This is a genomic window from Ovoidimarina sediminis, from assembly GCF_032586175.1.
Classification (GTDB): Bacteria; Pseudomonadota; Alphaproteobacteria; order Rhodobacterales; family Rhodobacteraceae; genus Ovoidimarina; species Ovoidimarina sediminis.
In genome coordinates this window covers 26,226-51,452 of record NZ_JAWHTE010000030.1, presented here as the reverse complement: position 1 = coordinate 51,452, position 25,227 = coordinate 26,226, and the positions used below count along the sequence as shown (strand labels likewise).

The following is a 25,227-nucleotide window of genomic DNA, read 5'->3' as shown; positions in this document are numbered from 1 at the left end:
TCCTCCCAGACAGGATGAATCACAAATCAGCTCCAACAGGAATCCCCGCGATTCAGGTTTTCAGTCGGATGCTTTAAAAGGCGGGCGAGTGGGTTACGAGGCCACGGCTGTCTCCATACGTGATTATCTCCCCGCGCCGGCACGCGTGTAAACTGACCCGTTAATGGCGATGGAGGGCAGGCGGCCCTCGTAATGTTGCTTTCGGTCGCAATTGTCTCCGAAGGCCAACATCGGACGGTAGTAGGGCGGGGTAGGTTCCGCCGTGATCCAGCGCGAAACGATCAGGCCTTCCAGCGTTTCCTCTAGGTCCAGCGGACGGGTGTCGGTGCCCGCGCCGGCGAAGGACGTCACATGAACCCAGGCCAAGTGTGAGGGATCAAGCAGATTGTCGATACCCCAGAGGTAGTGACAGGAAATCTCGAGAGCGCCCTCGGCGGTCTTGCCCCATGCCGGACCGTCGTAATGGGGAATCTCCAGGAGCGCGCTTTCGTCTGCGTGTCCATCGCCCCCTCCAGATCCAGAGGAACCCGTAGCGATCAAGCACCGGATAAGATCTCACCCTCGCCCGTTTCGGTATGGGATCGCCCTACGTCGGCGCGGCCACGCGACGCCCCGTGCCATCGAATATCAACCCATGATAGCCGCATTCAAACGTCTCGCCCCTGAGGGTGCCCTTCAAAAGCGGTAATTTCCGATGCGGGCAGGCATTTTCCAGAGCGTGCGGCGCAGCGTCCGGATCACGGCAGAACACGATCGCCTCGTCCAGAATGCGCCGCGCGGCACGGCTCGGCCCAATGTCCGAGCTTCTCGCCGCCACGTACCAGGTGTTCTTTAGAAAGCCCGAACTATGGATCGCGTGCGGCCGCGCCAAAGACGTCGAACGCCCGCAGTGCTTTCGCGCTATAGGCATAGGACGGTCCGCCGCCCATGTAGACGGCCATCGCCAGCGCCTCGCACAGCTCCGCCCGCGTTATCCCGAGCCGGATCAGCGCGCGGATGTGAAACCCGATGCAGCTGTCGCAACGCGTTGCAATCGCGATCCCAAGCGCCATGATCTCCTTTGTCTTTTCGTCAAGCGCCCCAGGAGTTTTCGCGGCCTTTCCCATTGCTGCGAAACCGCGCGCTGTATCGGGAATCTCCCGTGCGAGACCGTCGATATCCGCCACGATCCCGTCCATGAACGTTTCCCAGTCGAGTGCTGTTGTCATGTCCGTTCGTCCGATCCCATTCGCCGTTCCAGCCACCTTACGCCTGCACTGATAATGAGAACCAGCACCAGATACTCGAGGATCAGAAGCGTGTAGATCTCAAGCGGTCGGTATTCCGTTACCACAAGTTCATTCGCTCGCCGCGTCAGTTCCTGCATCCCGATGACCGAGGCGAAGGCCGACATCTTCACGATGTAAATGAACTGGTTCGCAAGAGGCGGCAAGATGCGCCGGATCGCCTGCGGAAGGATCACGTAGCGCATTGTCTGCACGTAGTTGAGGCCTATTGTCTGCGCCGCCTCGGTCTGACCGCGTGCGATCGACTGTATGCCGGCGCGGTAGATCTCTGCAGTGAAAGCGCTATCGGAAAGTGCGAGCGTGATGATGGCGCCCCAGAACGGATCGATGGGCACGTTGAGGCCCATCGATTTGAAGACGATGGGCAAGCCGTAAAACACCCAGAAAAGCATCGGCAGAAGCGGGATCGAGCGGATGAATTCAACGTATATCCGGTTGATCAACCGCACGCCGCGGCGCTCGGACAGTGCAGGGAGTGCGATAACCAGGCCGAGGAAAATCGATATCGCGGCGGCAATCACCGAGATAAGGATCGTTTGCCCCATCCCCCCGATCAGGAACCGGATGTTTGTCATTCCCTGGGATGTCGTGGGGTCGATCACATACCAGCCCCAGGTGCTTGAAGATGCACAGCCGCTGAGCGCAAGAAGGCAGAGAATAAGAAGCGGAACCCGGCGCATCAGTGTTGCAGGATCTTGCTGAGAAATTCGCGGCAGCGAGCCGAGCGTGGCGCGGCGAAGAATTCAGATGGCGGCCCGGTTTCGACAATCTCGCCCGCGTCCATAAAGACCATCTGGTCGGCAACCTTCCTGGCAAATCCCATCTCGTGTGTGACTACGATCATCGTCATGCCTTCCTCGGCAAGTTCCACCATCACATCGAGGACTTCGGAGATCATCTCGGGATCAAGTGCCGAAGTTGGTTCGTCGAACAGCAAAACCTTTGGCTCCATGCACAGAGATCGGGCGATCGCGACTCGCTGTTGCTGGCCGCCCGATAACTGTCCGGGCCGCTTCTCCGCCTGCTCGGGAATGCGCACCCGTGCCAGATATTTACGCGCACGCTCTTCTGCTTCAGCCCGGCTGAGGCCGCGCGCCTTCATTGGGCCGAGTGTCAGATTCTGCATTACCGTAAGGTGCGGGAAAAGGTTGAATTGCTGAAACACCATACCGACTTCGGAGCGGATCGCATCAATGGATCCGCGTGCGTCCGTCAATTCCGTGTCATCCACGCGGATCGTGCCTTTCTGGTGCGATTCCAGGCGGTTGATGCATCTTACAACCGTTGACTTTCCCGACCCGGATGGGCCGCAGATCACCACCCGCTCGCCTTCGCCGACGGTCAAGTCGATGTCCTTCAGAACGTGAAAGTCGCCGAACCACTTGTTCACACCGATCATTTCGATGGCCGCGTTCGGCATTCCGTCACCCCCGGTACTCTCCGTCGGGAGAGACGATTTCCCTTGAGGTTACCGGTCAGCTTCCCCCAAGTTCAAGACGTAAGGCCTTGCATCACGGGCCAAAGACTTACGGGGAGACCGAAATGACCAAATTCCTAGCGGCGCTATTCGCGCTGACCCTCGCACTGTCCGGTGCGGCGACCGCGCAATCCGCGCTGAACGAAATCCTGGATGGCGGTGTGCTGAAGGTTGGGACGACCGGAGACTGGAACCCGATGACGGTCCGTGATCCTGCAACGAACAGCTACAAGGGCTTTGACATCGACGTGATGACAGAGCTTGCAACCGACCTCGGCGTTGAAGTCGAATTCGTGCCCACGGACTGGAAGACTCTGGTGAATGGCGTGGTCGCCGGTAAGTATCACATGACGGGCTCGGCCTCGATCTCGCCGCCCCGCATGAAGGTTGCAGGCTTCTCCGAAAGCTACATCGCGGTCGAGATCTTTCCCTTCACGCATACCGACAAGGCAGACCAGTTCGACGGTTACGACTCGATCAATCAAGCTGGTGTGACCGTGGCCACGACGCTCGGAACGACATTTGAGGCGCTCGCTCGCGAATGGTTCCCGAATGCTGAAATCAAAGTTGTCGAAGCTCCCGCCCGAGGCTTCCAGGAAGTGATCGCCGGCCGCGCCGATGTATTCATCACATCAAATATCGAGGGGTCTACGCTTGTGGAGAAATTCCCGGTCACCAGGGTCAAGAACACCGAGCCCCGTGCACCGTCGCCCATCGCGATGCTTCTGCCGCAGGATGATCAGGTCTGGATCAACTACGTCAACAACTGGGTAAAGGTAAAGCAGGCTCAGGGCTTCTTTGACGAAACCAGGGCCAAGTGGGGCCTCTGACAGCGCTCGACAGATCAGCCGGCGGCCGCTCGCATGACGCGGCCGTCGCGCTTATCCCTCGATGAAACTCGCACTCATGACATGGCCCGAGGTCGAAGCTTACCTCGAATGCTCGAAGGGCATCATCCTGCCGGTCGGCTCCACCGAACAGCACGGGCCGATGGGGCTCATCGGCACCGATGCGCTTTGTGCCTCCGAAATCGCCGAAGCGGCTGCGGATATGGCGGGGGCGATCGTTGCCCCCACGATTGCCTATGCACCCGCTCCCTTCAACACTGGCTTTCCGGGCACCGTCTCTATCTCGGAGCAAACGTTCTTGGCGCTCGTAGCCGACATTTGCGACGGCCTATCTGCGCAGGGGTTCGAGACAGTCTATGTTCTGAACGCCCACGGCGCGAATCTTGCGCCCTTGCGTGACCTGTCAGAACGTTTCCATCCATGCGGGATACACATCCGGAGCTGGTGGGATTTCGAACCGGTGAACACCCTACGACGGTCCCTCTACGGGTCTTGGGAAGGGCTTCACGCCACCCCGTCCGAGGTTGCCATCACCCAGGCACGCTTCCGGGTGGTCGAGCCGGGCGCGGCTGCCGTACCTCCGCGGCAGCTAAACCCCGATGAAATTGCCGAGCGCGCGGGCGACAGACATGGAAGCGCCGAAGATCACCGGCGCGAGTTCCCGGACGGCCGCGTCGGGGCCCACTCTGCATTGGCGAGGCCCGAAGACGGCGAAAGACTCCTGAACCTCGCTGCAATGCTGGTGGCCGAGGATTATCGAGAGATCCTCGGGGAACCGTAATCCATTGAATAGATGTGGAGGCGAGTACCGGAATCGAACCGGTGTACACGGATTTGCAATCCGCTGCGTAACCACTCCGCCAACTCGCCGAAGCAAAGACGTGATTAGTCCGCCGCCCCCTTGGACGCAAGGCATTATCGGTGTTCACAGCGCACAACCTCGTAGAAAATTGAATTTAGGGCGGGCCCAATATATCCACTGACAGCGGTTATTCACCCACTCCTGCACGCGGGCAGAAACTTAATTTATTTCAATTGGTTCTGATGGGTAGATCAACCGTCGCCTCCACATTCCTGACAGAGCGAACGCAGCTATCCATGGCCGCCGACCCATGTCGGCCATTTCTGCCTTCAAATGGCGTTTCAAGGAGAACCTCCGATCTGTTCACTGTGCAATCTGATCGGTGCTCCAAACTAAGGGCCAGAATGTGTTTGAAACCGAAGCTTGAAGCTGGCGTTCTGGAATCATGTTCGACGGCTTTTCTCTTCCCGTCCTGCTGCTGATCGGGAGTAGCGCGGCGCTGGTCATTCTGCTTGTCGGCCTCCGCATGACCGGCCTCGCCGATCGGATTGCTGACCGTACGGGTCTCGGCGAAGCTGTGGTTGGAGGCGTACTTCTCGGCGCCGCAACTTCATTCTCGGGCACCGTGGTGTCGCTCACCGCGGCGCTTGATGGTCGAGCTTCACTCGCCTTCTCTAACGGTATCGGCGGCATCGCGGCGCAAACGGCTTTCCTTGCCGTAGCCGATATTGTTTATCGCCGTGCAAATCTCGAACATGCGGCGGCAGAGCTTGCCAACGTATTTCAGTGCGGTGTGCTTTTGGTACTCCTAGCAATCCCAGTGGCGGCATTCACCGCGCCAGAGATTGCGATCTGGGGTATTCACCCAGCGTCCTTTCTGCTCGTCGCCATCTATGCCTACGGTGTCGGTGCTACAGCACGCCTTCGTGCCAAGCCGATGTGGCGGCCCGTGGAGACCGAAGAGACCCGCGCCGATGAACCCGAAGATGGCGACACGTCGGATAATCCGGCCCGCTGGCTCATCTTGCGCTTTATCCTGCTTATGTTGCTTCTCGGATCAGCGGGCTGGTTTATTAGCCAAGTTGGCGCGCAGCTCGTCGACCGCCTGGGGCTGTCAGCATCGCTCATAGGCGCACTCGTCACTGCCGTGATCACCTCGCTGCCCGAGCTCGTCACAACCATCGCTGCGGTGCGCCGGGGGGCATTGCAACTCGCCGTCGGCGGGATCATCGGTGGCAACACTTTCGACACGCTATTTCTTACGATTTCCGATGCCGGTTACCGCAGTGGCTCAATCTATCACGCGGTAGGATCTCAGGATCTCTTCTGGCTCGCAACGGGAATATTGATGACGGCAGTGCTTCTGCTGGGGCTTATCTTTCGCGAAAAGAAGGGTCCTGGTCGCATCGGACGCGAAAGCCTCGTACTTCTTCTCATCTATGGCCTCGCCATTGCGATACAAGCGTTTTCTGGAAGGACATGACACCGCGCACCAGAGGGCAGTGGCGGGTCGATCATGGGGAACAGATCTGAGGTAATCCTGAAGCTCCAATGGGCCGTCCCGCTCACACCAGACTAGTCTCAGGCATGCTTGCTGCTAGGCTGGTGCCATGACAGCAAAAGCACTGGCAACGATCGCAGGGCTCCTTCTGCTGGTCGCCCCTTTCGCCCTTCCGGCACCTGATGGCATGTCCGAGACAGCGTGGCTTGCATCAGGGCTGGCCCTAACCATGGCTCTCTGGTGGGTGACCGAAGCCTTGCCTTTGGCGGCAACTGCGCTCTTGCCTCTGGCGGTTGCTCCGCTCCTGGGCCTCGCAAAGCTCGATGATACCGCTCGGGCCTACAGTGATCCGCTAATAATTCTGTTTCTCTGTGGATTTCTTATTGCCAAAGCGATCGAGACATCGGGATTGCACATGCGTCTTGCCGGAATGCTTCTGAGGCGGGCTGGGACGCGGCCGCATCGCGTTCTGGGAGCCATCATGCTATGCACGGCGTTCCTGAGCCTCTGGATCAGCAATACGGCGTCCGCGATGGTCGTCGCGCCTGTCGCGGCCGCTATTGCCGGGACGCAGAGCGGACAGTCACGCTTCGGTACGGCATTGATGCTTGGCGTAGCCTTCTCGGCAACCATCGGAGGGATGGGATCCCTGATCGGCACGCCGCCGAATGCGATCTTTGCGGCCTATGTCAGCGCGACATACGACGTGCGTATCGGCTTTGCCCAATGGGCCGCGATTGGTGTTCCGGTCGCCATTGTTCTCCTGCTCGTCACCTGGATGTTTCTCGCGTGGGTCTTCCCGGGTCTCGGCACGAGGGACTTGTCGCTCTCCCAGGACGCGCGGGATGCACCCGCCGGTACGGCCGAACGACGGGTTGCCGTGATTGCCGGCGTGACTGCTGTGGCCTGGCTGTCGCGTCCCTTGATCGAAGGGCTTATGCCCGGGACACCACTCTCAGACACGGGCATCGCTGTGATCGCCGCGTTGGCACTCTTCATGCTTCCGGATGGCCGGGATGGGCGTCTGCTCGACTGGAACACGGCCGCCACAGTGCGCTGGGATGTGCTGATCCTGTTCGGTGGCGGATTGGCCCTTGCCCACATTCTTCAGGGATCGGGACTGGCGGAGTTTGTCGGCCGGAGCGTTCATGCCGTTTCGCACTGGCCTCAGATCGCTGTCCTGCTCGCGATAGCGGGACTGATCGTCTATCTTGGCGAACTCGCGAGCAACACGGCGATGGCCGCGATTTTCCTGCCAATCGCAGGTGTCGTGGCCAGTGAGCTTGGCGCTGACCCGGTCACCTTCCTGCTTCCGATCGCTTTGGCTGCGTCCATCGGCTTCATGCTTCCCGTGGCGACGCCCCCAAACGCGATCGTGTTCGCGAATCCGGCCGTAACGCGGCGCGACATGCTTCTTGCCGGCGCGCCATTGGATCTTATCGGACTGATCGTCACCGTGGTGGGAAGCTGGATGCTGGGGTCGTCGCTGCTGGGCTAGGTGGTCTGTCGATGGAACTTCGGATCATCTCAAAGCCGCGGCTTGTGCCCTGCTTGACAGAGCTTCTTGCAGGCGAGCACCCTGAACGGACTTTCATCTAGCCGGGTGCGTCGATGGCCTTCCACGCGATCAGACACTGGGTCGACGAAACGATCTTCGATCTCGCGCGGCAGATCCGATGGTCCTTCCTGCCTCCACTCATGGTCTATTTTGCGGCCGGGGTGTCGGGGCTGACGTCGATTGTCGGCACTTTCTTCGTCAAGGATTACCTGGAACTCTCCGCCGCCTTCCTTGCGGGCCTTGGGTTCTGGGCAGGGCTCCCGTGGGTATTGAAGCTTCCGCTCGGGCACCTTGTCGATCTTTTCTGGCGGTGGAAGGCCGTCATGGTGTTTCTCGGCGCTGGTCTGATCGCCTTGAGCCTCGGCACGATGATCCTGCTGATCACCGAACGCGAGATGATGGTGGCCATCCTACCAGCGTCGACATGGTTTGTGATCAGCGTGCTGCTCGCGCCTGCCGGGTACGTCGTGCAGGACGTCGTGGCCGATGCGATGACGGTAGAAGCCGTTCCAAGAAGCCATGCAGACGGGACACCCATCAGCGAAGCGGAGAGCAAGGCGCTCCACACAACCATGCAGACCCTCGGCCGCTTCGCGATCATCTCGGGTCTCGTTTCTGTCGGTCTCGTCAACCTCTTCCTGTTCGCGGACGTCGATCGCATGTCGCCGGCGGAGCGTGTCGACACCTACGCACAGGTCTACCGGTATGCCCTGATCATTCCGATCATCTCCGTCAGCGGTGTGCTGCTCGGTATAGTTTTCCGGCGTCGGCAGGCCGTGAATATGAGGCAGGCAGGGGCATCTAAGGAAACGATCGAGAAGGCCCTCTTCACACCGGAAGAGACCGTTGAGCCCGATTGGTACATCTTCATCGGAGCAGCGGCTTTCGTGGTTCTGACGCTTGGTCTCGGTCTTTCGGACTTCTCCTATTCTGCCGAGTTCGTTTTTGCCGGCACGATGGCGGTCGTCCTTTTCCTCATAGCGCGGCTTACCAAGGCATTGCCGCCGGGCACGGCCCGTTCCCTCGTTGGAACTGCAGCAATCATCTTCGTTTTTCGCGCGGTTCCGGGCGTGGGCCCCGGCATGACATGGTTCGAGATCGACGTCCTGCGCTTCGATGAGCAGTTCCTCGCGGTTCTTTCGCTCATCACGTCTGGGCTGACGCTTGTCGGTCTTCTGGTCCTGCGCCCGATGATGGCGAAGTGGCCGATCACGAAGGTCATCGTCGTCCTGACCCTCGCAGGTGGTCTCCTCGCCTTGCCCAACATCGGGCTCTACTACGGAATTCATGAATGGACTTCGGCGCATACAGGTGGTGTCGTTGATGCGCGCTTCATTGCGATCCTCGATACGGCCATCGAGTCACCCCTTGGTCAGGTAGCCATGATCCCGATGCTTGCGTGGATTGCCCGCAACGCGCCGGATAGCCTCAAGGCGACCTTCTTTGCGGTCATGGCCTCGTTCACCAACCTGGCACTGTCGGCAAGCAACCTTGGCACGAAATACCTGAACCAGGTCTTTTCGGTGACACGGGAAACCGACAATGTCCCTTCAGACTACACGGAGCTCGGAGTACTTCTTCTGACAGTGGTCGGTATCGGTCTTGCCGCGCCCATACTCGCAGTCCTCGTGATACAGCGAACGAGCTACAGAAGCGTGGATTGAACAATTTTTCGGATCTGTCGTTTGACTTTTGCTTGTGGCTCAACCAAGTCATCCAGGCATTTGCAAGAGGTTGCAGTTATGCAGCGGCAATTGGATTTGGGTGGACGAGGAAACACGGCTTCTTACGGACATGGCCTGCTCCGTAGCAGGCTCTTGAATGGTTTTGCCCGCGCTCCAGCGTTCTGGACTCAACGATCCTGCGACAAGGCAACGGAATTACATTAAACTGGCTGAGTGTGCGTCGCCTATTGCTGCCTGCGCAACGCGGCTACGCGTTATTCTGCATCCGCGAAAAAAGGGCTTGATCGAATCCGCGCTCCACCCTAGATGCGCCGGACTTTCGGTGCTGATCCCAACCCTGAGCTTGCCAGGCAAGCTCACCTCCAGGGGGGCGCTAAGGGACCGACTGGATACGAACTGCTGGAAAGAAGGGGAGTGTCATGAAAGACATGGACCTCTTCCAACTGGGGCTCGGTCTGGAGACAGGCGCCCAAGAGGAAGACACCGTAAGCGGGGTAATGCCCGCCAACGTAAATGCTGCTGCCGGAATTTTGGACGACAGCCGTGACGATCACTTCATCCGCCGTGACGGCGATGTTTTTGCGGGCACCCATCTCATCATCGAGGTGGTGAATGGGCATGGCCTTGATGATGAGGCTCGGATTCAACAAGCGTTTCGCGACTGCGTAACGGAGTGCGGGGCCACGCTACTGCATATTCACACCCACAAGTTCTCGCCGCAGGGTGTAAGTGGCGTCGCGGTGCTGGCCGAAAGCCATATCTCGGTCCATACTTGGCCCGAGATCGGTTACGGCGCATTTGACGTCTTCATGTGTGGTGATGCCGAGCCCTGGCGTGCCGTGGACGTGCTTAAGGCCGCCTTTGGTACCGACGATGTGCGGGTTAGAGAATTGCGGCGCGGCAGCGGGCTGGTCACGGAGACAGGATTGGCAGCATGACGGAGTGGGTGCGTGAGAGCCTGCATCCGGACTACGCGCAATCTCTGCGCGTGGGCGAGGTGCTTTATGACAGCGAAACCGAGCACCAGCGATTGAGAGTGTTCGAAAATGGCACATTCGGCCGTGTGCTGACGTTGGATGACGTGGTGCAAACGACCGAAGGCGACAACTTCATCTACCACGAGATGATGGCCCATGTGCCAATCTTCGCCCATGGTTCGGCCTCTCGCGTTCTAATCGTTGGCGGCGGTGATGGCGGCATGGCGCGAGAGGTTCTGCGGCACCAGAACGTTTCACATGTCACCATGGTTGAAATCGACGCTGGCGTGGTGGAGTTCTCCAAGGCATATCTGCCGATGTTGAGCCAGGGCGCCTTCGACGATTCCAGGCTCGATCTGGTTATCGCGGATGGGGCGGATTTCATCCGCTCCACCAGCGGGGGTTACGACGTGATCATCGTGGATTCGACCGATCCGATCGGGCCGGGCGAGGTGTTGTTTACCGATACCTTCTATGCACATGCGAAACGGGCGCTTGCGCCAGAAGGGATCCTGGTTACCCAGAACGGTGTTCCGTTCCTACAAGGTCAGGAACTCACCAACACCATGCGCGCTTTCGCAGCGCTGTTCGCTGATCCGGCCTGCTACCTGGCGACGATACCGACTTATGCCGGTGGGCCCATGGCTTTCGGCTGGGGGACTGACGGGGAGGCTCGTAAAACGCCGTCGGACGTTCTGCAGGGACGGTTTGACGCTGCCGGGATTCAGACCGGGTACTACACACCCGCCGTTCACAAAGGTGCGTTTGCCTTGCCAGGATATGTGCAGAAACTGATGCCCTGAACAAGGCACACTCGGCTTCTGTTCGATCAAGTTCTTGGCCGTCCAGAGATGATGAAACTTGTTTCAAACTATTTTCGTTCACGCCTACTTACGCCGTTTGAGCATTTGCAGTTTGTGTTCAAGAGGTCCGGACCAAACGGCTCGTGCGCGTCGGCTCCTTCAGGGCTGACGATCTGAGAACCGTGATTCCATCTTGGTCCTACAAAGAGGCCCGTTTGACCGATAGCTTTCGATGAGGGCGTTCATTGAATGAGGGACCGCAGATAAAGTGCTCGGTGAGGTTCTGTCTTGTTCCAAGCCGAAGAATTCCGGGTCTTCGGCTTCGACGATGCGGAAGGCTTTCCCATCCAACTGAAAGTAGTGCGGCTCGGTCGCCTTGCCGGGAGAATCGCGCTGGACATCTTTTGGCGTCATGCGTGAAATCATGATGACGTCAATTTTGTAGAGGCTTTCGCTCGAAAGAGGTGTGGGAAATGTTCCATATGGAACATGGCTGTGCATTTGCCCCCATGCAAGAGAAATGACCGAAGCGGCTCAAATTCGCGCGGCAAGAGCCCTGATCGGATGGTCCCAAAAAGACCTGGCCGAGGCCCTGGGTGTCTCGACAATGACAATCAAGAGGGCTGAGGGCAGCGGAAAGCCTGCGGCGCCACCCGAGACCCTCGGAGCGATCCGCACGCGTCTCGAGGCTGAGGGCGTGGTCTTCATTGATCGGAATGGTGGTGGGCCCGGGGCGAGGCTCAAAGCCTGAGCCAAGACTGTAAGCTTGGGTTCCTATCGCCTCCATTCACAGGCGATGCGTGCCATCACGTTTGCCAGATAGCGCGTCTCAGCCTGCCACGATGAACTGGATGCCGTCATCCAGCCGAACCGCCGTCAGACGACCGGAGTAATAAGCGCCCGTATCAACGCAGATCCGGCCCGGGCGTTGCACCGGGTCGGGAGCGTCGAAGTGTCCGTGAACCAGGAGCGTGTCCCGGAGCGGCTGATCGCCGAGGCCGTCGGGATGTCCCCAGATCATTCCGCGTTCGTCTTTCGTGCCATCGCCGATGCCGGGGTTGCATCCGGCGTGCGTAAAGAGGACCGACCCGGAGCGGTAATGCGTCGGAAGAGTCTTCAGGAAGGCGATATCAGGGGCCATTTTCTCCGATATCCGGTTGCGCAGACCGATCAGATCAGCCTCGCCTGGGGTCCTTGGCGGAAGCGGCTCGCCGTAGCTCGCAATGGTCTGAAGCGCACCATAGCTCAACCAGCTTTGCCCTGCGATCGGCTCATCGATGAAGTCGAGAAGGGCGGCCTCGTGGTTTCCGAGTATTGCGACTGCACCGCCGCCGGTGTCTTCAACAAGCGAGCGGATCACCTCCATCACCTCTGCCGAACGGTCCCCGCGGTCGATATAATCCCCCAGGAAAACAAGCTGTGTCTGGCGCGCGTCATTCTGGCGCAGCGCATCCTTCGCGATCGTATCGAGAAGGGCGATCAGGAGATCATGGCGACCGTGGATATCGCCAATGGCGTAGACGCGCATGTTCTCGGGCACACGGGGCAGGGCAGGGCTCCATCTTCTCCGGCACGGGTAAGAACCATCCGTTCCGCGCCAGTTCAGGCGGGTAGCACAGGGAATCCGAGACGACTACCCTGCAACTGGGAGTGATCTTCGAACCGAGAGGTGAGGCTCTTGGCGCGAACGATCCAAGGCGCCGGTGGGCCCATTCTCTGGAGACGTCAGCGAGGCAACGGCCTAGAACGAAGAACACTTGCGCTGCTACTCCTGGCGGAAGGCTGCGTCTTTGCCACAGGCTGTTTGACAAAGGATTCGTCAGAAGGCTGCTCAAGAATTCAGCAAAGAACTGGCGAATTGTCGCCATTCGGCGTATAAACTTTCGTATAGGACGGCATTTTCTAGCCGTTCGCCGCTGCACTGTTTACCGCCACGTCAACTTCCTGTCATGTTGGCGCCATACCGAGTGAGCCGTTGTGGGCGGGTCGGGGGACTATAGAGTTATGAAATTTGAGACCATAGGCGCAGCTCAGGTAGAGCGTCGACTTGATAAACTTCTTTCAAACTCGACCGCGCCGATGGCGCGGTGGTCGTGGCAATTCCGTATTTTCAAGCGCTTCTGTGACGTCACCTTTGCGCTCGGCATGCTGCCGACCGTCGGGGTGATTTCCCTCATCCTTCTCATTTTGAACCCATTCTTCAATCCAGGCCCACTGTTCTTTCGGCAGGAACGCATGGGGCTTGGCGGAGAGCGCTTCCGGGTATGGAAGTTCCGCACCATGCTGTGTTCGCCCGATGGCGTGCGCGCCCATGACGCGCCGCTGGAGCACGACAGGGTGACGAAACTTGGGCGGCTTATGCGGCGGTCGCGCATCGATGAATTGCCAAATATCTTCAACATTCTGGCCGGTGACATGTGTCTCGTTGGTCCGCGTCCCGATGCCTGGGAGCACGCGGTCGAGTATCTTTATACGATCCCCTACTACAGTGACCGCTTCCGCGTGCGGCCCGGGATTACCGGTCTTGCCCAGGTGCGCGGCGGCTATGCCGATACGAACCGTGCGATCGAGCGGAAGGCACGCTTCGACCGCTATTATGTGCGCAAATCCTGCGGACGGCTCGATCTTCATATCCTGCTCGTGACCGCGCTGATCGTCTTCACCGGCCACGGCGCAAAGTAAACCGATGGATGGTGGCACTAATCCATCCGAGAGCTGCGCGGCCGACCGGGAGGCGGATCTTCACTGGTTTCTTGCGCAGCTGAAGCCTGGCGGCTTCAAGCTGGCAACCCGCAATCTCGCCCGCCAGGGGTTTGAGACCTTCATGCCGTTCCAGGACATCACGCGGCGTCGCGCAGGCCGGCTCCACGCAGACACGCGCCCGATCTTCCCGGGCTACCTCTTCGTGCGCATTCTGCCCGATGCCTCCGGCTGGCGGTCGATCAACAGCACCTACGGTGTTGCGAAGCTCGTGGCCCTTGAGGGCGATCGTCCGACCGAGGTGCCCCGCGGCATCATCTCGGATCTGCGCGCGCGGATCGGGACGGATGGCGCCTTTCTCCCGGCGCGGGAGTTTGCGGTGGGAGACGGCGTGCGCGTGGTCGCGGGCCCCTTCGCGAACGCGATTGCTCGGATCGACGCGCTTCCTGAGAAGGACCGGATTTTCGTCCTTCTCGAGATGATGGGCCGCCAAGTGCGGGCGATGGTGCAGCCGAGAAACCTCGAACTGCTCTGAAAGAGCCCTGCGTTCGCGCGGCATTGTTCCCACTGAGAGAACAAAGTGGCCTGCTTCCGAAAACCCCTTGACCCGATTGGAATTTCTGCGAACGTGTTCACACGTGAACACCATGCTTGGGGAGTTTGCGACAGTTCTGGTGACGATCCCACGGCGCATCCCGCGCGAGCGCCGGTGCGGTAGCTTTTGCCCGGTGAGCAGGGCGTGAGCAGCCCGAGCCTCGCCGAGATGCGCGAAGACGCCCGCTTCCGGGTGCTGCGGCTTCTCGAGGACCAGCCAGATCTCAGCCAGCGCCAGATCGCGGAAGAGCTCGGCATCAGCCTCGGCAGCGTCAATTACTGCCTGAAGGGGCTCGTGGACCGGGGGCTCGTCAAGATCCGCAACTTCCGCTCAAGCCGGAACAAGATGGGCTACGCCTACCTCCTGACCCCGCGCGGGGTCGCGGAGAAATCTGCGCTGACGGGAGCCTTTCTCGCGCGGCGCATGCGCGAGTACGAGGCGCTCAAGGCGGAGATCGCGGCGGTCGAGGAGCAGATGGGCGAAGCGGGCGAGGACTGGGCGCGGTGAGCGGCGTTATCGGCAATTCGAGTCGCAGGGCGAGTTTTTATAACTACGAAAACTCGGGCAAAAAATGCGAGGAAAATGTCGGGGGCGGTGAATTTCCCGTCAATAAAAGGGGCGCGGAATTTACCGTCCATAAAAGGGGCCCAGGTCTCGAGGCGCGCCTTCGGCGAGCCTGTAAAATACAGGCAAAGAACAGGCCATAGATTTGTCACTCTTGATGATTAATTGCTCTGCCGCGGTCCTTTTAGCGAGGGGGCGCATCGCGTCGTGACCCGTCTTTACGACAGCCGGAAACGTATTCTTGTCACCGGGGGCGCGGGGTTCCTCGGCTCGCACCTGATCGACCGGCTTCTCGGCCAGGGGCACGAGGTGATCTGCGCCGACAATCTTTTCACCGGCACGAAGCGCAATCTCGATCACCTGCACGGAGAGCCCCGGTTCGAGTTCATGCGCCACGACGTGACCTTCCCGCTCTACGTCGAGGTCGACGAGATCTACAACCTCGCCTGCCCGGCCTCGCCGATCCATTACCAGCACGATCCGATCCAGACGACGAAGACCTCCGTCCATGGCGCGATCAACATGCTGGGGCTGGCGAAGCGGCTCAAATGCAAGATCTTCCAGGCCTCGACCAGCGAGGTTTACGGCGACCCGAACGTGCACCCGCAGACCGAGGCGTACTGGGGCAACGTGAACCCCATTGGCACCCGCTCCTGCTATGACGAGGGCAAGCGCTGTGCCGAGACGCTGTTCTTCGACTATCACCGGCAGAGCGGGCTTGAAATCAAGGTGGCGCGGATCTTCAACACCTACGGCCCCCGGATGCACCATGCGGACGGGCGGGTGGTGTCGAACTTCATCGTGCAGGCGCTGCGCGGCGAGCCGATCACGATCTATGGCGACGGGAGCCAGACGCGGGCGTTCTGCTATGTCGACGACCTGATCGAGGGGTTTCTGCGGCTGATGGACACCGATGCGAGCGTCACCGGGCCCATGAACCTCGGCAATCCCGGCGAGTTCACGATCCGGGAGCTGGCGGAAACGGTCGTCGAGATGACCGGCGCGCGGTCGGAGATCGTGACCCGGCCCTTGCCGCAGGACGACCCGAAACAGCGGCGGCCCGACATCTCTCTGGCGGAGAAAACGCTTGGATGGGCGCCCGAGGTGCCCTTGCGCGAGGGGCTTGAGCGGACGATCGACTTCTTCAAGGAAAGATTGCGAGAGCTTGCGCCGGCCTGATGGCCCGGAAAGCCTGCCGAAAACGCAGATGACGCGCTCAACCGGACATATCCGAGACGTGCTGCCCGTGCGCGAGAGCGAGCGGGCGCTCGGTCGACATGACATGGCGGCACGCCAGTCTCCCCGCGGATGGAACTGACGTGGCGCACGGCCTGGTTCGAAAGCAAGGCGTGGGTCAAGGAAGCGCTCGGGGTCTCGGAGGAGGTGCTCCATGTCCATCTGGGTCTCGCGGTGTTTCTCGGCCTGGCGCTGCTTCTCCGGCGCCGTCGCTTCGGGGTCGCCCTCGCCTGGCTGATCCTTCTGTGTCTCCAGGCCCTGAACGAAGCGCTCGATGCGCGCGACTGGATCATGTGGACGGGCGACGTGAACTGGCGCGAGACGCTCGCGGATTTCGCACAGACGCTCTTCTGGCCGACCGTGCTTCTGCTGCTCTGGCACTTACGCGCATTGCGCGGGCGGGGCGCGTGATGGTGGGGGCGGAGACGTGAGTACCGGGCGCGCATCGGTTGCCAACGACGGCACATCGCCCATGACACCTGACCAGTTGGACGAGGTGATCCGCGGCTGGCTCGGTGGGCCCGGGGCGGAGACGGCTGCGCCGGCCGCGGTCGCTGCCATGACGGATGAAAACGTCGCGGCCCTCCTCGAGCGGATCGATTTCCAGGGGGTCGCGGGGCTTGTCAGCGCCGGGCTTCCCGGCAGTGCCCCTCTCCCCGATCGTCTCGTGCGGGGGCTCAGGTCCCGTCTCGTCGAGGCCGAGATGCGGGAGGCCGAGCATGCCGAGACCCTTAAGAGAGCACTCACCGCTCTCTCGGTGGCAGGCATTGAGCCGCTCATTCTCAAGGGAACCGGGCTTGCCTATCGGCATTACGAGCACCCCGCGCAGCGGATCCGCGGCGACACCGATCTCCTGGTGGCCCGTGCAGAGTTTGATCGTGCCGTGCGCGTTCTGAAGGAGATCGGCGGCGAAGCCTACCCGATGCCGGCGGGGCTCAAAGAGGCGACGGCGCGGCACGTCCTCTTCCATTCGCAATTGGGGATGGTGGAGGAGATCGATCTTCATTTCGGGCTCTCAGGGAATGCGGTCTTGCGGGGGCTCTTTCCCTACGAAGCACTCGCGAATACCGCCGTCCCCCTTCCAGAGCTCTCGCCGGAGGCCCGGGTCGTCTCGGATGTCGAGATGCTGCTCATCACCGCGATGCATCGCCTGAAGCATCGCCAGTCGGTCTATTACGTGAACGGCGTGAAGTATCTCAGCATCGATCGGATGATCTGGGCGAAGGATATCGATCTTCTCGCGAGGAACCTCTCCTGGGCCGGTTGGGGGGGGCTCCTCGATCGCGCGCGCGAGACCGGGCTTTCGGGCGCGGTATTGTCTGGCCTAAAGGCCGCGGAAAACACGTTCGGGACGCCTGTTCCCAAAGACATATTGCAGATCCTTGACGGGAGAGAGCCGGGGCGGGCATCGACGTTTCTCACGAGCGGTGTCCTGGGGCAGGTCTGGATGAACCTCATGGCGACACCGGGCTTTAATCGGAAACTCCGTTTCCTGAAGGACCTGGTTCTGCCGCCGGCCGACCGCATGCGGGAGGCCTTCGCAGACGTCCGGCCATCCTGGCTGCCCTGGCTTTACCTTTACAGGGCGGGACGGGGCATGGGGGTGCTTGTCCGCCGCTACGCGGAGGGATCGCCGTGACGTTTGCCTCGATCCTGCGCTATGCGAGGCCCTACCGCGCGCAGCTCACCCTCTGCGTCATCCTGATGGTCGGCCAGTCCCTCGCTCTCCTGACGATGCCCTGGCTTCTTGGAATTCTCTCGGAGGCGGTGCTTGTCGAGACGGAGATCGCGATCGGCTGGATCGCCCTCAGCCTGATCGGCCTTTTCGCCCTGCAGGCGGTGTTCCAGGTCGGCCGAAGCTTCGTTCTGACGGGTGTGGCGCAGGGGATCATCGCCGACCTCCGGAAACAGGTCTACGCCCATGTCCAGGACCTGCCCATGGCGGTTCACCTGGAGCGCACGAGGGGCGACCTCATTTCCATCGTGACCTACGAAACCGAGCGGCTGGGATCCTTCCTGACAGGGCCCGTGCTGTCTCTCGGGCCACAGGTGATCACGCTCCTTGGTGCGATCGCTCTCATGGTCGCGCTCGATCCCGTCCTGGCCATTCCGATCATCCTCGGCGTTCCCCTGGCGGTGCTCCTTGCAAAGCTCTTCGGGCGCCAGTTCCGGTCGGTCGCGCGTGAGTGGCGGGAGGCCTATGTCCGGACCGTGAGCACCGTCGAAAGCCATCTCGCGATGCTGCCCGCGATCAAGTCCTTCGCGCGCGAGCCCGAAAGCGGGGCGACCTACGGGCGCGAGGTCGAGGACCTGCGCCGGCTCTCGGTCCGGATGGCGCGCCGACAGGCATTGCTTGCGCCCATCATGCTCTTCGTGGCCGCGACGGCCGTCGTCGCGCTTCTCTGGGCGAGCCAGTCCAGGGTTGGCGCCGGCGGGCTCGACACGGGCGCGTTCATCTCCTTCCTGCTTTACGCGGCGCTCCTCACGCGCCCTGTCTCTGATCTCGCGACCCTCTGGGGGCAGTACCAGGCGGCGCGCGGGTCTCTCGAACGCCTTGACGCGCTGCTGGGCCTTGAGCCCGAGGTGCATGACGAGGGTAGGGGCCTGGGCGAGGTTAGGGGAGACATCACCTTCGAGGGGCTCTCGTTTGCCCATCTATCCCGCGATCCGGTTCTGAAGGGCATCGATCTCCACATCCCTGCCGGAGAGACCGTCGCCCTGACGGGCGAAAACGGCGCCGGGAAAACAACCCTCGTCGAACTCCTGATGCGGTTCCATGCGCCCGATGAGGGGCGTATCCTGCTCGATGGCCAGAACATTGCGGGGGTACGGCTCCACGCGATCCGTGGCGCGATCGGCCTTGTTCCGCAGCGCGCCTATCTCTTCGACGGGACGGTGCGCGAGAACATTCTCTTCGGGAAGCCCGATGCCAGCAATGCCGAGCTTGCCCGCGCGGCCGAGCAGGCGCAGGCAGCGGGGTTCATCGAGAGGCTTCCGCAAGGCTATGACACGCGCATCGGCGACAAGGGCGTGAAGCTTTCCGGGGGCGAGCGCCAGAGGATCGCGCTGGCGCGGGCACTACTGAAGGATCCGCCGATCCTCGTTCTCGACGAGCCGACGGCAATGTTCGATCCGGACGGCGAGGCGGCATTCGTGGCCTCAGTGCGTGACACACTCGCGGGGCGCACTGTTGTCCTGATCACGCATCGCCCTGCAAGCCTTGCCCTTGTCGACCGCGTGATCGAGCTCGGACAGGGCGCCGTGATCTCCGATACCCGAACCAACGCGAGGCCGCGCGCGGTCGTGGCCGCGGCGGGAGGTTCGTCGTGAGCGGGATTGCGGGGATCGTGGATTTTGCCGGCCGTCCGGTAGATCCGGACGAGCTTCAAGGCATGCTCGGGATCATGGACTACCGTGGGCCCGATGGGCGCGGCGTCTGGCTCTCGGAGACGGTGGCGCTGGGGCAGGGGATGCTCCGCACCACGCCGGAGGCCCGGGAGGCCGAGATGCCGCTCGTCAGCGCCGATGGGGACCATGTTCTCGTCATGGACGGGCGCGTCGACAACAGGTCGGATCTCCGCAAGGATCTCCTCGCGGCCGGGGCACTCCTCAGGACCCAAGCGGACGAGGCGCTCGTTCTCGCCGCCTACAGGCTTTGGGGCGCGGAGTGCGTCAAGCGCATCGATGGTGACTTCGCGCTTGCGATCTGGGACGGCAGAGAGCGCAAGCTCTTCGTTGCGAGGGACCGGCTGGGCTTCAAGCCGTTCTTCTACCACTGGAGCGGATCGCGCTTTTACTTTGCCTCCGATATCGCGGCGCTGGCCCGGCATCCCGAGATCCCGACCGAAATTGACGAGTTCACGGTCGCCCAGGTCATTGCGAATGATTACGTGTCCAATACCCACTCGATCTGGACGGGGATCTCGAGACTTCCGCCACGACAGGCCGGATTGGTCGATGGGTCGGGTCTCACGTCATCGACTTACTGGGATCCGCGAGACGTCCCTGATGTCCGTTACGACAGCCAGGACGCGTATGTCGATCATTACCGCGAGCTTCTCTTCGACGAGGTCCGCCGCGTGTCGCGCACGGTCGGACCACTAGGATGCGAAGTGAGTGGAGGGCTCGACTCCTCGGCGGTCTTCTCCGTAGCGCACGCGCTCGAAAAGGACGGATGCCTGCTGACGCAGGACCTCAAGGGATACACGCTGAGGTTTTCGAAAGGGGCGCCAACCGATGAACTGGCCTACGTACATGCCGTGTCCGAGCACCTGGGGCGCCCCGTGCGCGAGATTGATGCCAAGCTTCCGGAACTCGACTGGTATGAGGCGTATGCCCGCGAGCGATGCGCCCTGCCACCGTGGCCGAACGGGGCGATGCACCGCGACGAGTACCAGGCGGTGCAATCCGATGGATGCCGTGTCCTTCTGAACGGTGTCGGAGGGGATCAATGGCTTGCCGGATCCATGTCCGCAACCGAAGAGCTCGTCGCGCGGAAAGAGTGGGCCCTGTTGTGGCAATTCCTGTTCGGATTGTCGCGTGCGAAAGGACCGGGCCGCGCGGTGTACGAAGAGGTTCGTTTCGGACTTTATCCGTACCTTCCGAAGAGGATGCGATTGGGGTTAAGGAAAGCCATGGGCCGTCCCGTTCATTCCTTCCTCGGGCCGGCGTGCCTATCTCGGCGGCTGAGAGACCGGCTCGAAGACGCCGGTCGGATACAGAGCCCTGCCTCGGGTCAGAGCCGATGGGCCGGACTCGGCATGCTGGACAACGCGGCATTGGTGCATGCCAAGGAGACAATGGAACTCATGGCCGCCTTGGCAGGCCTGGAGCTGCGCTCGCCTCTGTCAGCACGGAGACTGATCGAGTTTTCGTTTGCGGTGCCAGCCGCGCGGCGTCGTTGGGACGGTCTTGATCGCTCAATACACCGGCGCGCGCTGCAGGGCGTTCTGACGGACACGGTTTTGAAGCGCTTTGCCAAGACAACCTTCGAGGATGTCTTCGATGGATACTTCCCCGATCTTGTCTGTCACTCCGACTGGCGCAGGACGGGCATCAGCCTGGGATGGCTCGATGCGCCCCAATTCGAAAGGATCGTGGCGTCGGCGGCAAATGATGCCGGCGCCCATCAAGCCCAGATCACGGCCTGGAACGCCTTCTCTTGCGTTAGGGTCGCGGTTGAGCGATAATAAAGCCTGTATTTTAGGATGTGCACTATGACCCGGAATGAAGGAAAGTCCGAAAAGCGTGCCTATATGGCGCCGCGGCTCGAGACATACGGGCCGATTTCGAAGCTGACCACACAGAACAAACCCGGAACTCGAACCGACGGTACAAACGAGACCATCGGAAACCGCGGCATGGGCAAATAAAAGAAGCCCGTTTCTTGGAAGCAGCATCCGATCTGGCTCGATCTGCCCCTATCTATCTGCTGATGCAGGCCCGGAATCCCTGATCATTCGACGTCCACATTCGATGCGCAGTCACCTTGCGGATGTCAGTATGGTCGCCAGTCTGCCACCCTACGATGGGGAGATTGTGAGTTCTTGGAAGAACCCGGACGGGTCGCCCTGGGGTAGATCGCTGCGGGCCGAGCATGGCTACTGCATCGAGGTCAGTGGATTGTGCGATTTCCGGTTCGGTTCGCTCGGGGAGAGTTTAACCTGCAATCTGCTCGAAGGCCGGGCCAGAGGCGATGCGGATCACGTCTTCTCTGCAACAATCCAGCCATTGATCGAGAGCCTGCACGGGACCTGCGTCTTCCATGCGGGCTGCGTACAAGTGGGCGATGGGGCGGTCGTGTTCATGGGGGAAAGCGGGCGCGGCAAATCCACCCTGGTGACAGATTTCGCGATGCATGGGGGACGCTTTCTCACGGACGACGTTCTGGTCGTGACCCAGGACGGGAAGCCGACGGCACATCCGCATGACGCAACTGTGCGCCTTTGGAGTGACAGCATCGAGGGTGTGGGTGCTCAGGGGGCACATATCGAGACTTACGCGAGCTATACGCGCAAGCGGCGGCTTCGGGCCGGCGCGGGTTTTCGTCAAGCTAAGCGTCCCACACCTATCCGCGCGGCATTCATTTTGGGGGATCGGGAGTGCGAGGATGTCTCCATTCGGGATCTCGGAGGAATTGCGTCGCACAAGGCGTGGATCAGACACCTGTTCGTTCTGGATCTCGAGCGGAAAGAAGCTTTCATGAAACTCTTCGAGGGCACGGCTGAAATTGCGGCGAACGTTCCGACGTTTCAGCTGGAGTACCCGCGGGACTACGCGGCGCTGCCAAGATTGAGACATGCAATCCTGTCTGCCGTCGAAGACGAACGCCTTGTCCATTGAGCTTAATACGCGATTTCGTGTGAGAGATCACGTCATCATGCGGGAAATCGCCGGCGAGGCGGTGCTGCTCGATATGGAACAGGGCATGTATTACGGGCTGAACGAAGTCGGCGTGGAAATCTGGAAGCTTCTGGAAGAGGGTAAGTCCCCAGCAGAGACCGTGGAAACACTGAAGAGTAAATTCGAGGTCGATGCCATGACACTGATGAAAGATCTCCTCAATTTGACCTCGGATCTGGTCGAGGCCGGTCTTGTCCAGGCTGAGTGATGGGCGTGTGAGATTGTGTCCGGCATTGTCGGCAGTGCGTGTCGGGGTTTCGTACCAAGATCGGTTCTTTGTGTTCGGTTTGAGGCGTGGCCGACGATCTCATGCCGTTGAAGAAGCGGCCACAAAAGGGTGGACTGCGAAACGTCCCATTCTCCAAATGGCCTTGGAGGACCAGGGTTTTTGTCACGGCAATTAGGAAGCACCTAGGGCTGAGCCGAGCCGGGTGAGTAACATGCATACGAAAACCAGGCGCGCCGATGATAAGATGTGTAAGCCTTGCGTTATCGAGCATTTGGGGCGGGCCAGGGTAGGATAATTTGAAGAAGAATGATCTGTTTGCGTCTAAGCGTCTTCCCACGGTATTAAGGCCCAAGCAGTTTCCAAATAGATTTTTATGAAGTTGGACGTGCGTTGCCAAAAGTAGTGAGGATCAAATTAAGCCAGTAGGAGGCGCGATATTTTCTTGCTCTTAATTATGCAGATTTTCTTAATTTCCATGTGCGTTAAATTTAATTCTTTAAAAAATGAAGTCTATCTATTGTGCGTTAATTTTACGCCGACGTATTGCTTCTAATCGCAAAAGTTTATTTAAGAGTTGATGGAATTTTGTATACATGTTGAGAGATTGCCATACGAGAGTATCTTTCACACTGCACAAAAAGAAGTCTAGATGCTCCCTTCGCTTTTAGTCTGTGGGTTGGCAAGAAGCATCGGAGGCCGGATTACGGAAAGTCTTTCGATTGTGAATCAGATTTGTGCAGCTTCAAGTAGTGGTAGTAGTATTATTATTACCAATGACAATAAAGATGCAACTGCGCCGCATCTCGCAGCGTGGTCCGCGGAGGATGCATCAAGAAAGGTAATCATCCTCGACGGATTGGTAGCTGCGATACCGCATCGCGTCGATCGTCTTGCATTTGCTCGTAACCTTTATTTGGTTGAATTGAATCGTATGAAGCCCGGGCCGGAGATCGTTATTATACTCGATCTAGACGGCGTGAGCTCAAGTATTGATGTGGAGATGGTTAAGCGAGCAATCACGACTGGACCCGCAGCGTGGTCCGCGCTTTTTCCAAGTCAGGACGGTCCGTATTACGACTTATATGCACTGCGACGAGAAGGGTGGGTGTCCGGGGATGTGTGGCATGAGCTCGACGACGCGGTTCGCTGGACTAGCGCAGGCGCTGTACGAGCTTTGAATAAACTATGCGCTGGTAACCTTACACCAAGAGTCTATCGATGGGCTCGGCGCCGGATTGTCGGAAGTCGGCAGTACTTACTTCCCAGCGATCATCCAGCCATTGAAGTTGATAGTGCTTTTGGGGGGATTGGCGTCTACCGTCGGTCAGCTCTCACTGGTGTTTGGTATGGAAGTCGAGACGCAGATGGTTCAACGATTTGTGAGCATGTGGTGCTGCACAGACAAATGCGTATGCGTGGAGAACGACTCTTCATTACGCCAGCTCTACGAAATGCTTCTCCGGTTGAGCATATTGTCGAAGGTAGCGGAAGGCCAATACCGTCAAGCTTAGTTGGTGTAGAGGAACACCAAAAAAAAAGAACATGATCAATAATGGTTGAATCTCCCATCAATGGATCCCGCTGTGAGTTCCTATTCAATGAAACTGTTCTTGGAAAATACAGTGCAAACTATTTTGTTGATCAAACCAATGGCTATATTTTCGTTGAGAGCCCTCATTGGCTCGACGAAGCATACTCCTCCGCACTAAGCATACTCGATACCGGGGCACTGCAGCGCGCAGTGTCATCCGCTGACATTGTCTACGAAGTGCTGGAGCATCAATCAGATTCAATTCGACATGGTAAGGGTGTTGATGTTAGCGGCGGATATGGATTGTTTGTTAGAGCGATGCGAGATCGCTCTAAGAACTTTTACTGGAGTGATCCATACGCCGAAAATTTGGTCGCGCGTGGATTTTAAGCGGCACCAGGGCATTACGCCGTAGCCACATTGTTTGAGGTTTTGGAGCATCTGCCAGATCCTGTTTCGTTTCGGAAAAATGCAATTGAGATCTACGATCCGGAGGTGATCATTTTAAGCACACTCCTATATGAGAAGTTCGCAGTACCGCCGCGGGATTGGTGGTATTGGGTGTTCGAATCCGGACAACATACTGGGTTCCGTACTTGGGAATTGATTTCCGAATTGTCGGAACTGGTTGGCTATAGGATATTTAGTCTGCAAGGTGGGTTATTCGCGTTAGCTAGGGGATCATTTACAGTTTCCAGTACTCCTATGCCCCATAGGGCATGGCGAAAAGTTCAGTGAGGGATAGAACGATGGCTCAGAATTAAACGAGTTCCGGTCGACGGCGCATTTTCAGATAGTATGATGCTTAAAAGCAGAATGCACCGCTCCTGAGTCGAAGCTTCTTAGAAACAGTAAAAGTTTATAATGCCTACCACAGTACGGAGCCGTTTGAGAGATTTCATTTCGGTATCTGAACAACTAGACGGACCGTAACTGGGACTACATCCTGAAAGAAAATGCGCGTCCACTTAAGAGATGAGTTCAGACCCCTCTTTATGAAGAAAAGTAAAAGTTTGCATGCTATTCAACGTTA

27 protein-coding genes, 1 tRNA gene and 1 pseudogene are annotated in these 25,227 nt (G+C 59.4%); 21 read left to right on the top strand and 8 right to left on the bottom strand.

Features of this window, described 5'->3' with window-relative positions; all coding sequences use genetic code 11:
- Positions 1 to 123: 123 nt before the first annotated feature.
- Genes RXV90_RS22655 through RXV90_RS22640 form a run of 5 tightly spaced genes read right to left on the bottom strand, consistent with a single transcriptional unit; the run spans position 124 to position 2,706 of the window.
- The gene (locus tag RXV90_RS22655) at positions 124 to 540 is read right to left on the bottom strand and encodes an SRPBCC family protein (protein WP_316652128.1); all 417 of its coding nucleotides are present in this window, start codon (positions 538 to 540) and stop codon (positions 124 to 126) included.
- 46 nt (positions 541 to 586) lie between these two features.
- Complete coding sequence (locus tag RXV90_RS25895; RefSeq protein WP_410482396.1) at positions 587 to 910, bottom strand: Rieske 2Fe-2S domain-containing protein; 324 nt, start codon at positions 908 to 910, stop codon at positions 587 to 589.
- The gene (locus RXV90_RS22650; protein WP_316652125.1) at positions 846 to 1,208 is read right to left on the bottom strand and encodes a carboxymuconolactone decarboxylase family protein; all 363 of its coding nucleotides are present in this window, start codon (positions 1,206 to 1,208) and stop codon (positions 846 to 848) included. Before RXV90_RS22650 ends, RXV90_RS25895 begins: the two co-directional genes overlap by 65 nt.
- Positions 1,205 to 1,966, bottom strand: coding sequence for an amino acid ABC transporter permease (locus tag RXV90_RS22645; RefSeq protein WP_316652123.1), 762 nt, complete (start codon positions 1,964 to 1,966; stop codon positions 1,205 to 1,207). The genes RXV90_RS22650 and RXV90_RS22645 overlap by 4 nt, the downstream gene beginning before the upstream one ends.
- Entirely contained in the window at positions 1,966 to 2,706 is a 741-nt protein-coding gene (locus RXV90_RS22640) for an amino acid ABC transporter ATP-binding protein (RefSeq protein WP_316652120.1), read from the bottom strand. The genes RXV90_RS22645 and RXV90_RS22640 overlap by 1 nt, the downstream gene beginning before the upstream one ends.
- A gap of 122 nt (positions 2,707 to 2,828) precedes the next feature.
- On the opposite strand from RXV90_RS22640, the gene RXV90_RS22635 reads away from it, so the two are divergent.
- Positions 2,829 to 3,593: a transporter substrate-binding domain-containing protein gene (locus RXV90_RS22635; RefSeq protein ID WP_316652118.1), complete on the top strand. Its 765-nt coding sequence runs from the start codon at positions 2,829 to 2,831 to the stop codon at positions 3,591 to 3,593.
- A 61-nt stretch (positions 3,594 to 3,654) separates the two neighbouring features.
- Positions 3,655 to 4,392, top strand: a complete 738-nt coding sequence (locus RXV90_RS22630; RefSeq protein ID WP_316652116.1) for a creatininase family protein — start codon at positions 3,655 to 3,657, stop codon at positions 4,390 to 4,392.
- 15 nt (positions 4,393 to 4,407) lie between these two features.
- Here the strand turns inward: RXV90_RS22630 and RXV90_RS22625 are convergent.
- A tRNA-Cys gene (locus RXV90_RS22625) sits at positions 4,408 to 4,481 on the bottom strand.
- A gap of 377 nt (positions 4,482 to 4,858) precedes the next feature.
- On the opposite strand from RXV90_RS22625, the gene RXV90_RS22620 reads away from it, so the two are divergent.
- From RXV90_RS22620 to speE, 5 genes are all read left to right on the top strand, one after another.
- Positions 4,859 to 5,896, top strand: coding sequence for a sodium:calcium antiporter (locus RXV90_RS22620; protein ID WP_316652113.1), 1,038 nt, complete (start codon positions 4,859 to 4,861; stop codon positions 5,894 to 5,896).
- 127 nt (positions 5,897 to 6,023) lie between these two features.
- On the top strand, positions 6,024 to 7,412 hold the full coding sequence (locus RXV90_RS22615) for an SLC13 family permease (RefSeq protein ID WP_316652111.1): 1,389 nt from the start codon (positions 6,024 to 6,026) through the stop codon (positions 7,410 to 7,412).
- Positions 7,413 to 7,525: 113 nt separating this feature from the next.
- Positions 7,526 to 9,136, top strand: coding sequence for an MFS transporter (locus tag RXV90_RS22610; protein WP_316652110.1), 1,611 nt, complete (start codon positions 7,526 to 7,528; stop codon positions 9,134 to 9,136).
- 440 nt (positions 9,137 to 9,576) lie between these two features.
- Positions 9,577 to 10,095, top strand: coding sequence for an adenosylmethionine decarboxylase (gene speD / locus RXV90_RS22605; protein WP_316652108.1), 519 nt, complete (start codon positions 9,577 to 9,579; stop codon positions 10,093 to 10,095).
- Entirely contained in the window at positions 10,092 to 10,937 is an 846-nt protein-coding gene (gene speE, locus RXV90_RS22600) for a polyamine aminopropyltransferase (RefSeq protein WP_316652106.1), read from the top strand. Before speD ends, speE begins: the two co-directional genes overlap by 4 nt.
- Before the next feature lie 159 nt (positions 10,938 to 11,096).
- On the opposite strand, the gene RXV90_RS22595 is transcribed toward speE, so the two are convergent.
- On the bottom strand, positions 11,097 to 11,363 hold the full coding sequence (locus RXV90_RS22595) for a hypothetical protein (protein ID WP_316652104.1): 267 nt from the start codon (positions 11,361 to 11,363) through the stop codon (positions 11,097 to 11,099).
- A 94-nt stretch (positions 11,364 to 11,457) separates the two neighbouring features.
- Here RXV90_RS22595 and RXV90_RS22590 point away from each other — a divergent pair, with 94 nt between their 5' ends.
- Positions 11,458 to 11,688: a helix-turn-helix domain-containing protein gene (locus tag RXV90_RS22590; protein ID WP_316652103.1), complete on the top strand. Its 231-nt coding sequence runs from the start codon at positions 11,458 to 11,460 to the stop codon at positions 11,686 to 11,688.
- A 78-nt stretch (positions 11,689 to 11,766) separates the two neighbouring features.
- On the opposite strand, the gene RXV90_RS22585 is transcribed toward RXV90_RS22590, so the two are convergent.
- The gene (locus RXV90_RS22585; protein ID WP_316652102.1) at positions 11,767 to 12,465 is read right to left on the bottom strand and encodes a metallophosphoesterase; all 699 of its coding nucleotides are present in this window, start codon (positions 12,463 to 12,465) and stop codon (positions 11,767 to 11,769) included.
- A 551-nt stretch (positions 12,466 to 13,016) separates the two neighbouring features.
- Here RXV90_RS22585 and RXV90_RS22580 point away from each other — a divergent pair.
- The 13 genes and pseudogenes from RXV90_RS22580 to RXV90_RS25890 all read left to right on the top strand — a co-directional run.
- The gene (locus RXV90_RS22580) at positions 13,017 to 13,619 is read left to right on the top strand and encodes a sugar transferase (protein WP_316652101.1); all 603 of its coding nucleotides are present in this window, start codon (positions 13,017 to 13,019) and stop codon (positions 13,617 to 13,619) included.
- A gap of 4 nt (positions 13,620 to 13,623) precedes the next feature.
- On the top strand, positions 13,624 to 14,172 hold the full coding sequence (gene nusG, locus RXV90_RS22575; RefSeq protein ID WP_316652099.1) for a transcription termination/antitermination protein NusG: 549 nt from the start codon (positions 13,624 to 13,626) through the stop codon (positions 14,170 to 14,172).
- A 204-nt stretch (positions 14,173 to 14,376) separates the two neighbouring features.
- Positions 14,377 to 14,739, top strand: a complete 363-nt coding sequence (locus tag RXV90_RS22570) for a MarR family EPS-associated transcriptional regulator (protein WP_316652098.1) — start codon at positions 14,377 to 14,379, stop codon at positions 14,737 to 14,739.
- A gap of 264 nt (positions 14,740 to 15,003) precedes the next feature.
- Entirely contained in the window at positions 15,004 to 15,975 is a 972-nt protein-coding gene (locus tag RXV90_RS22565) for a UDP-glucuronic acid decarboxylase family protein (protein WP_316652096.1), read from the top strand.
- A gap of 129 nt (positions 15,976 to 16,104) precedes the next feature.
- Positions 16,105 to 16,443, top strand: a complete 339-nt coding sequence (locus RXV90_RS22560) for a hypothetical protein (protein WP_316652094.1) — start codon at positions 16,105 to 16,107, stop codon at positions 16,441 to 16,443.
- 16 nt (positions 16,444 to 16,459) lie between these two features.
- Positions 16,460 to 17,671, top strand: a complete 1,212-nt coding sequence (locus tag RXV90_RS22555) for a nucleotidyltransferase family protein (protein ID WP_316652092.1) — start codon at positions 16,460 to 16,462, stop codon at positions 17,669 to 17,671.
- Positions 17,668 to 19,362 carry an ABC transporter ATP-binding protein gene (locus tag RXV90_RS22550; protein ID WP_316652090.1) on the top strand — a complete coding sequence of 565 codons (1,695 nt, stop codon included), beginning with the start codon at positions 17,668 to 17,670 and terminating at the stop codon, positions 19,360 to 19,362. Before RXV90_RS22555 ends, RXV90_RS22550 begins: the two co-directional genes overlap by 4 nt.
- Complete coding sequence (locus RXV90_RS22545) at positions 19,359 to 21,221, top strand: asparagine synthetase B family protein (RefSeq protein ID WP_316652089.1); 1,863 nt, start codon at positions 19,359 to 19,361, stop codon at positions 21,219 to 21,221. The genes RXV90_RS22550 and RXV90_RS22545 overlap by 4 nt, the downstream gene beginning before the upstream one ends.
- Positions 21,222 to 21,248: 27 nt before the next feature.
- The gene (locus tag RXV90_RS22540; protein WP_316652087.1) at positions 21,249 to 21,404 is read left to right on the top strand and encodes a hypothetical protein; all 156 of its coding nucleotides are present in this window, start codon (positions 21,249 to 21,251) and stop codon (positions 21,402 to 21,404) included.
- A gap of 130 nt (positions 21,405 to 21,534) precedes the next feature.
- Positions 21,535 to 22,374, top strand: coding sequence for a hypothetical protein (locus RXV90_RS22535; protein WP_316652084.1), 840 nt, complete (start codon positions 21,535 to 21,537; stop codon positions 22,372 to 22,374).
- 19 nt (positions 22,375 to 22,393) lie between these two features.
- Complete coding sequence (locus RXV90_RS22530) at positions 22,394 to 22,642, top strand: PqqD family protein (RefSeq protein WP_316652082.1); 249 nt, start codon at positions 22,394 to 22,396, stop codon at positions 22,640 to 22,642.
- A gap of 1,573 nt (positions 22,643 to 24,215) precedes the next feature.
- Positions 24,216 to 24,584 (top strand): hypothetical protein, encoded by a 369-nt coding sequence (locus RXV90_RS22525; RefSeq protein WP_316652081.1) that lies wholly within the window; start codon positions 24,216 to 24,218, stop codon positions 24,582 to 24,584.
- A gap of 21 nt (positions 24,585 to 24,605) precedes the next feature.
- Positions 24,606 to 24,932 (top strand): annotated as a pseudogene (locus RXV90_RS25890) (class I SAM-dependent methyltransferase); the annotation flags it as partial.
- Positions 24,933 to 25,227: the final 295 nt, after the last annotated feature.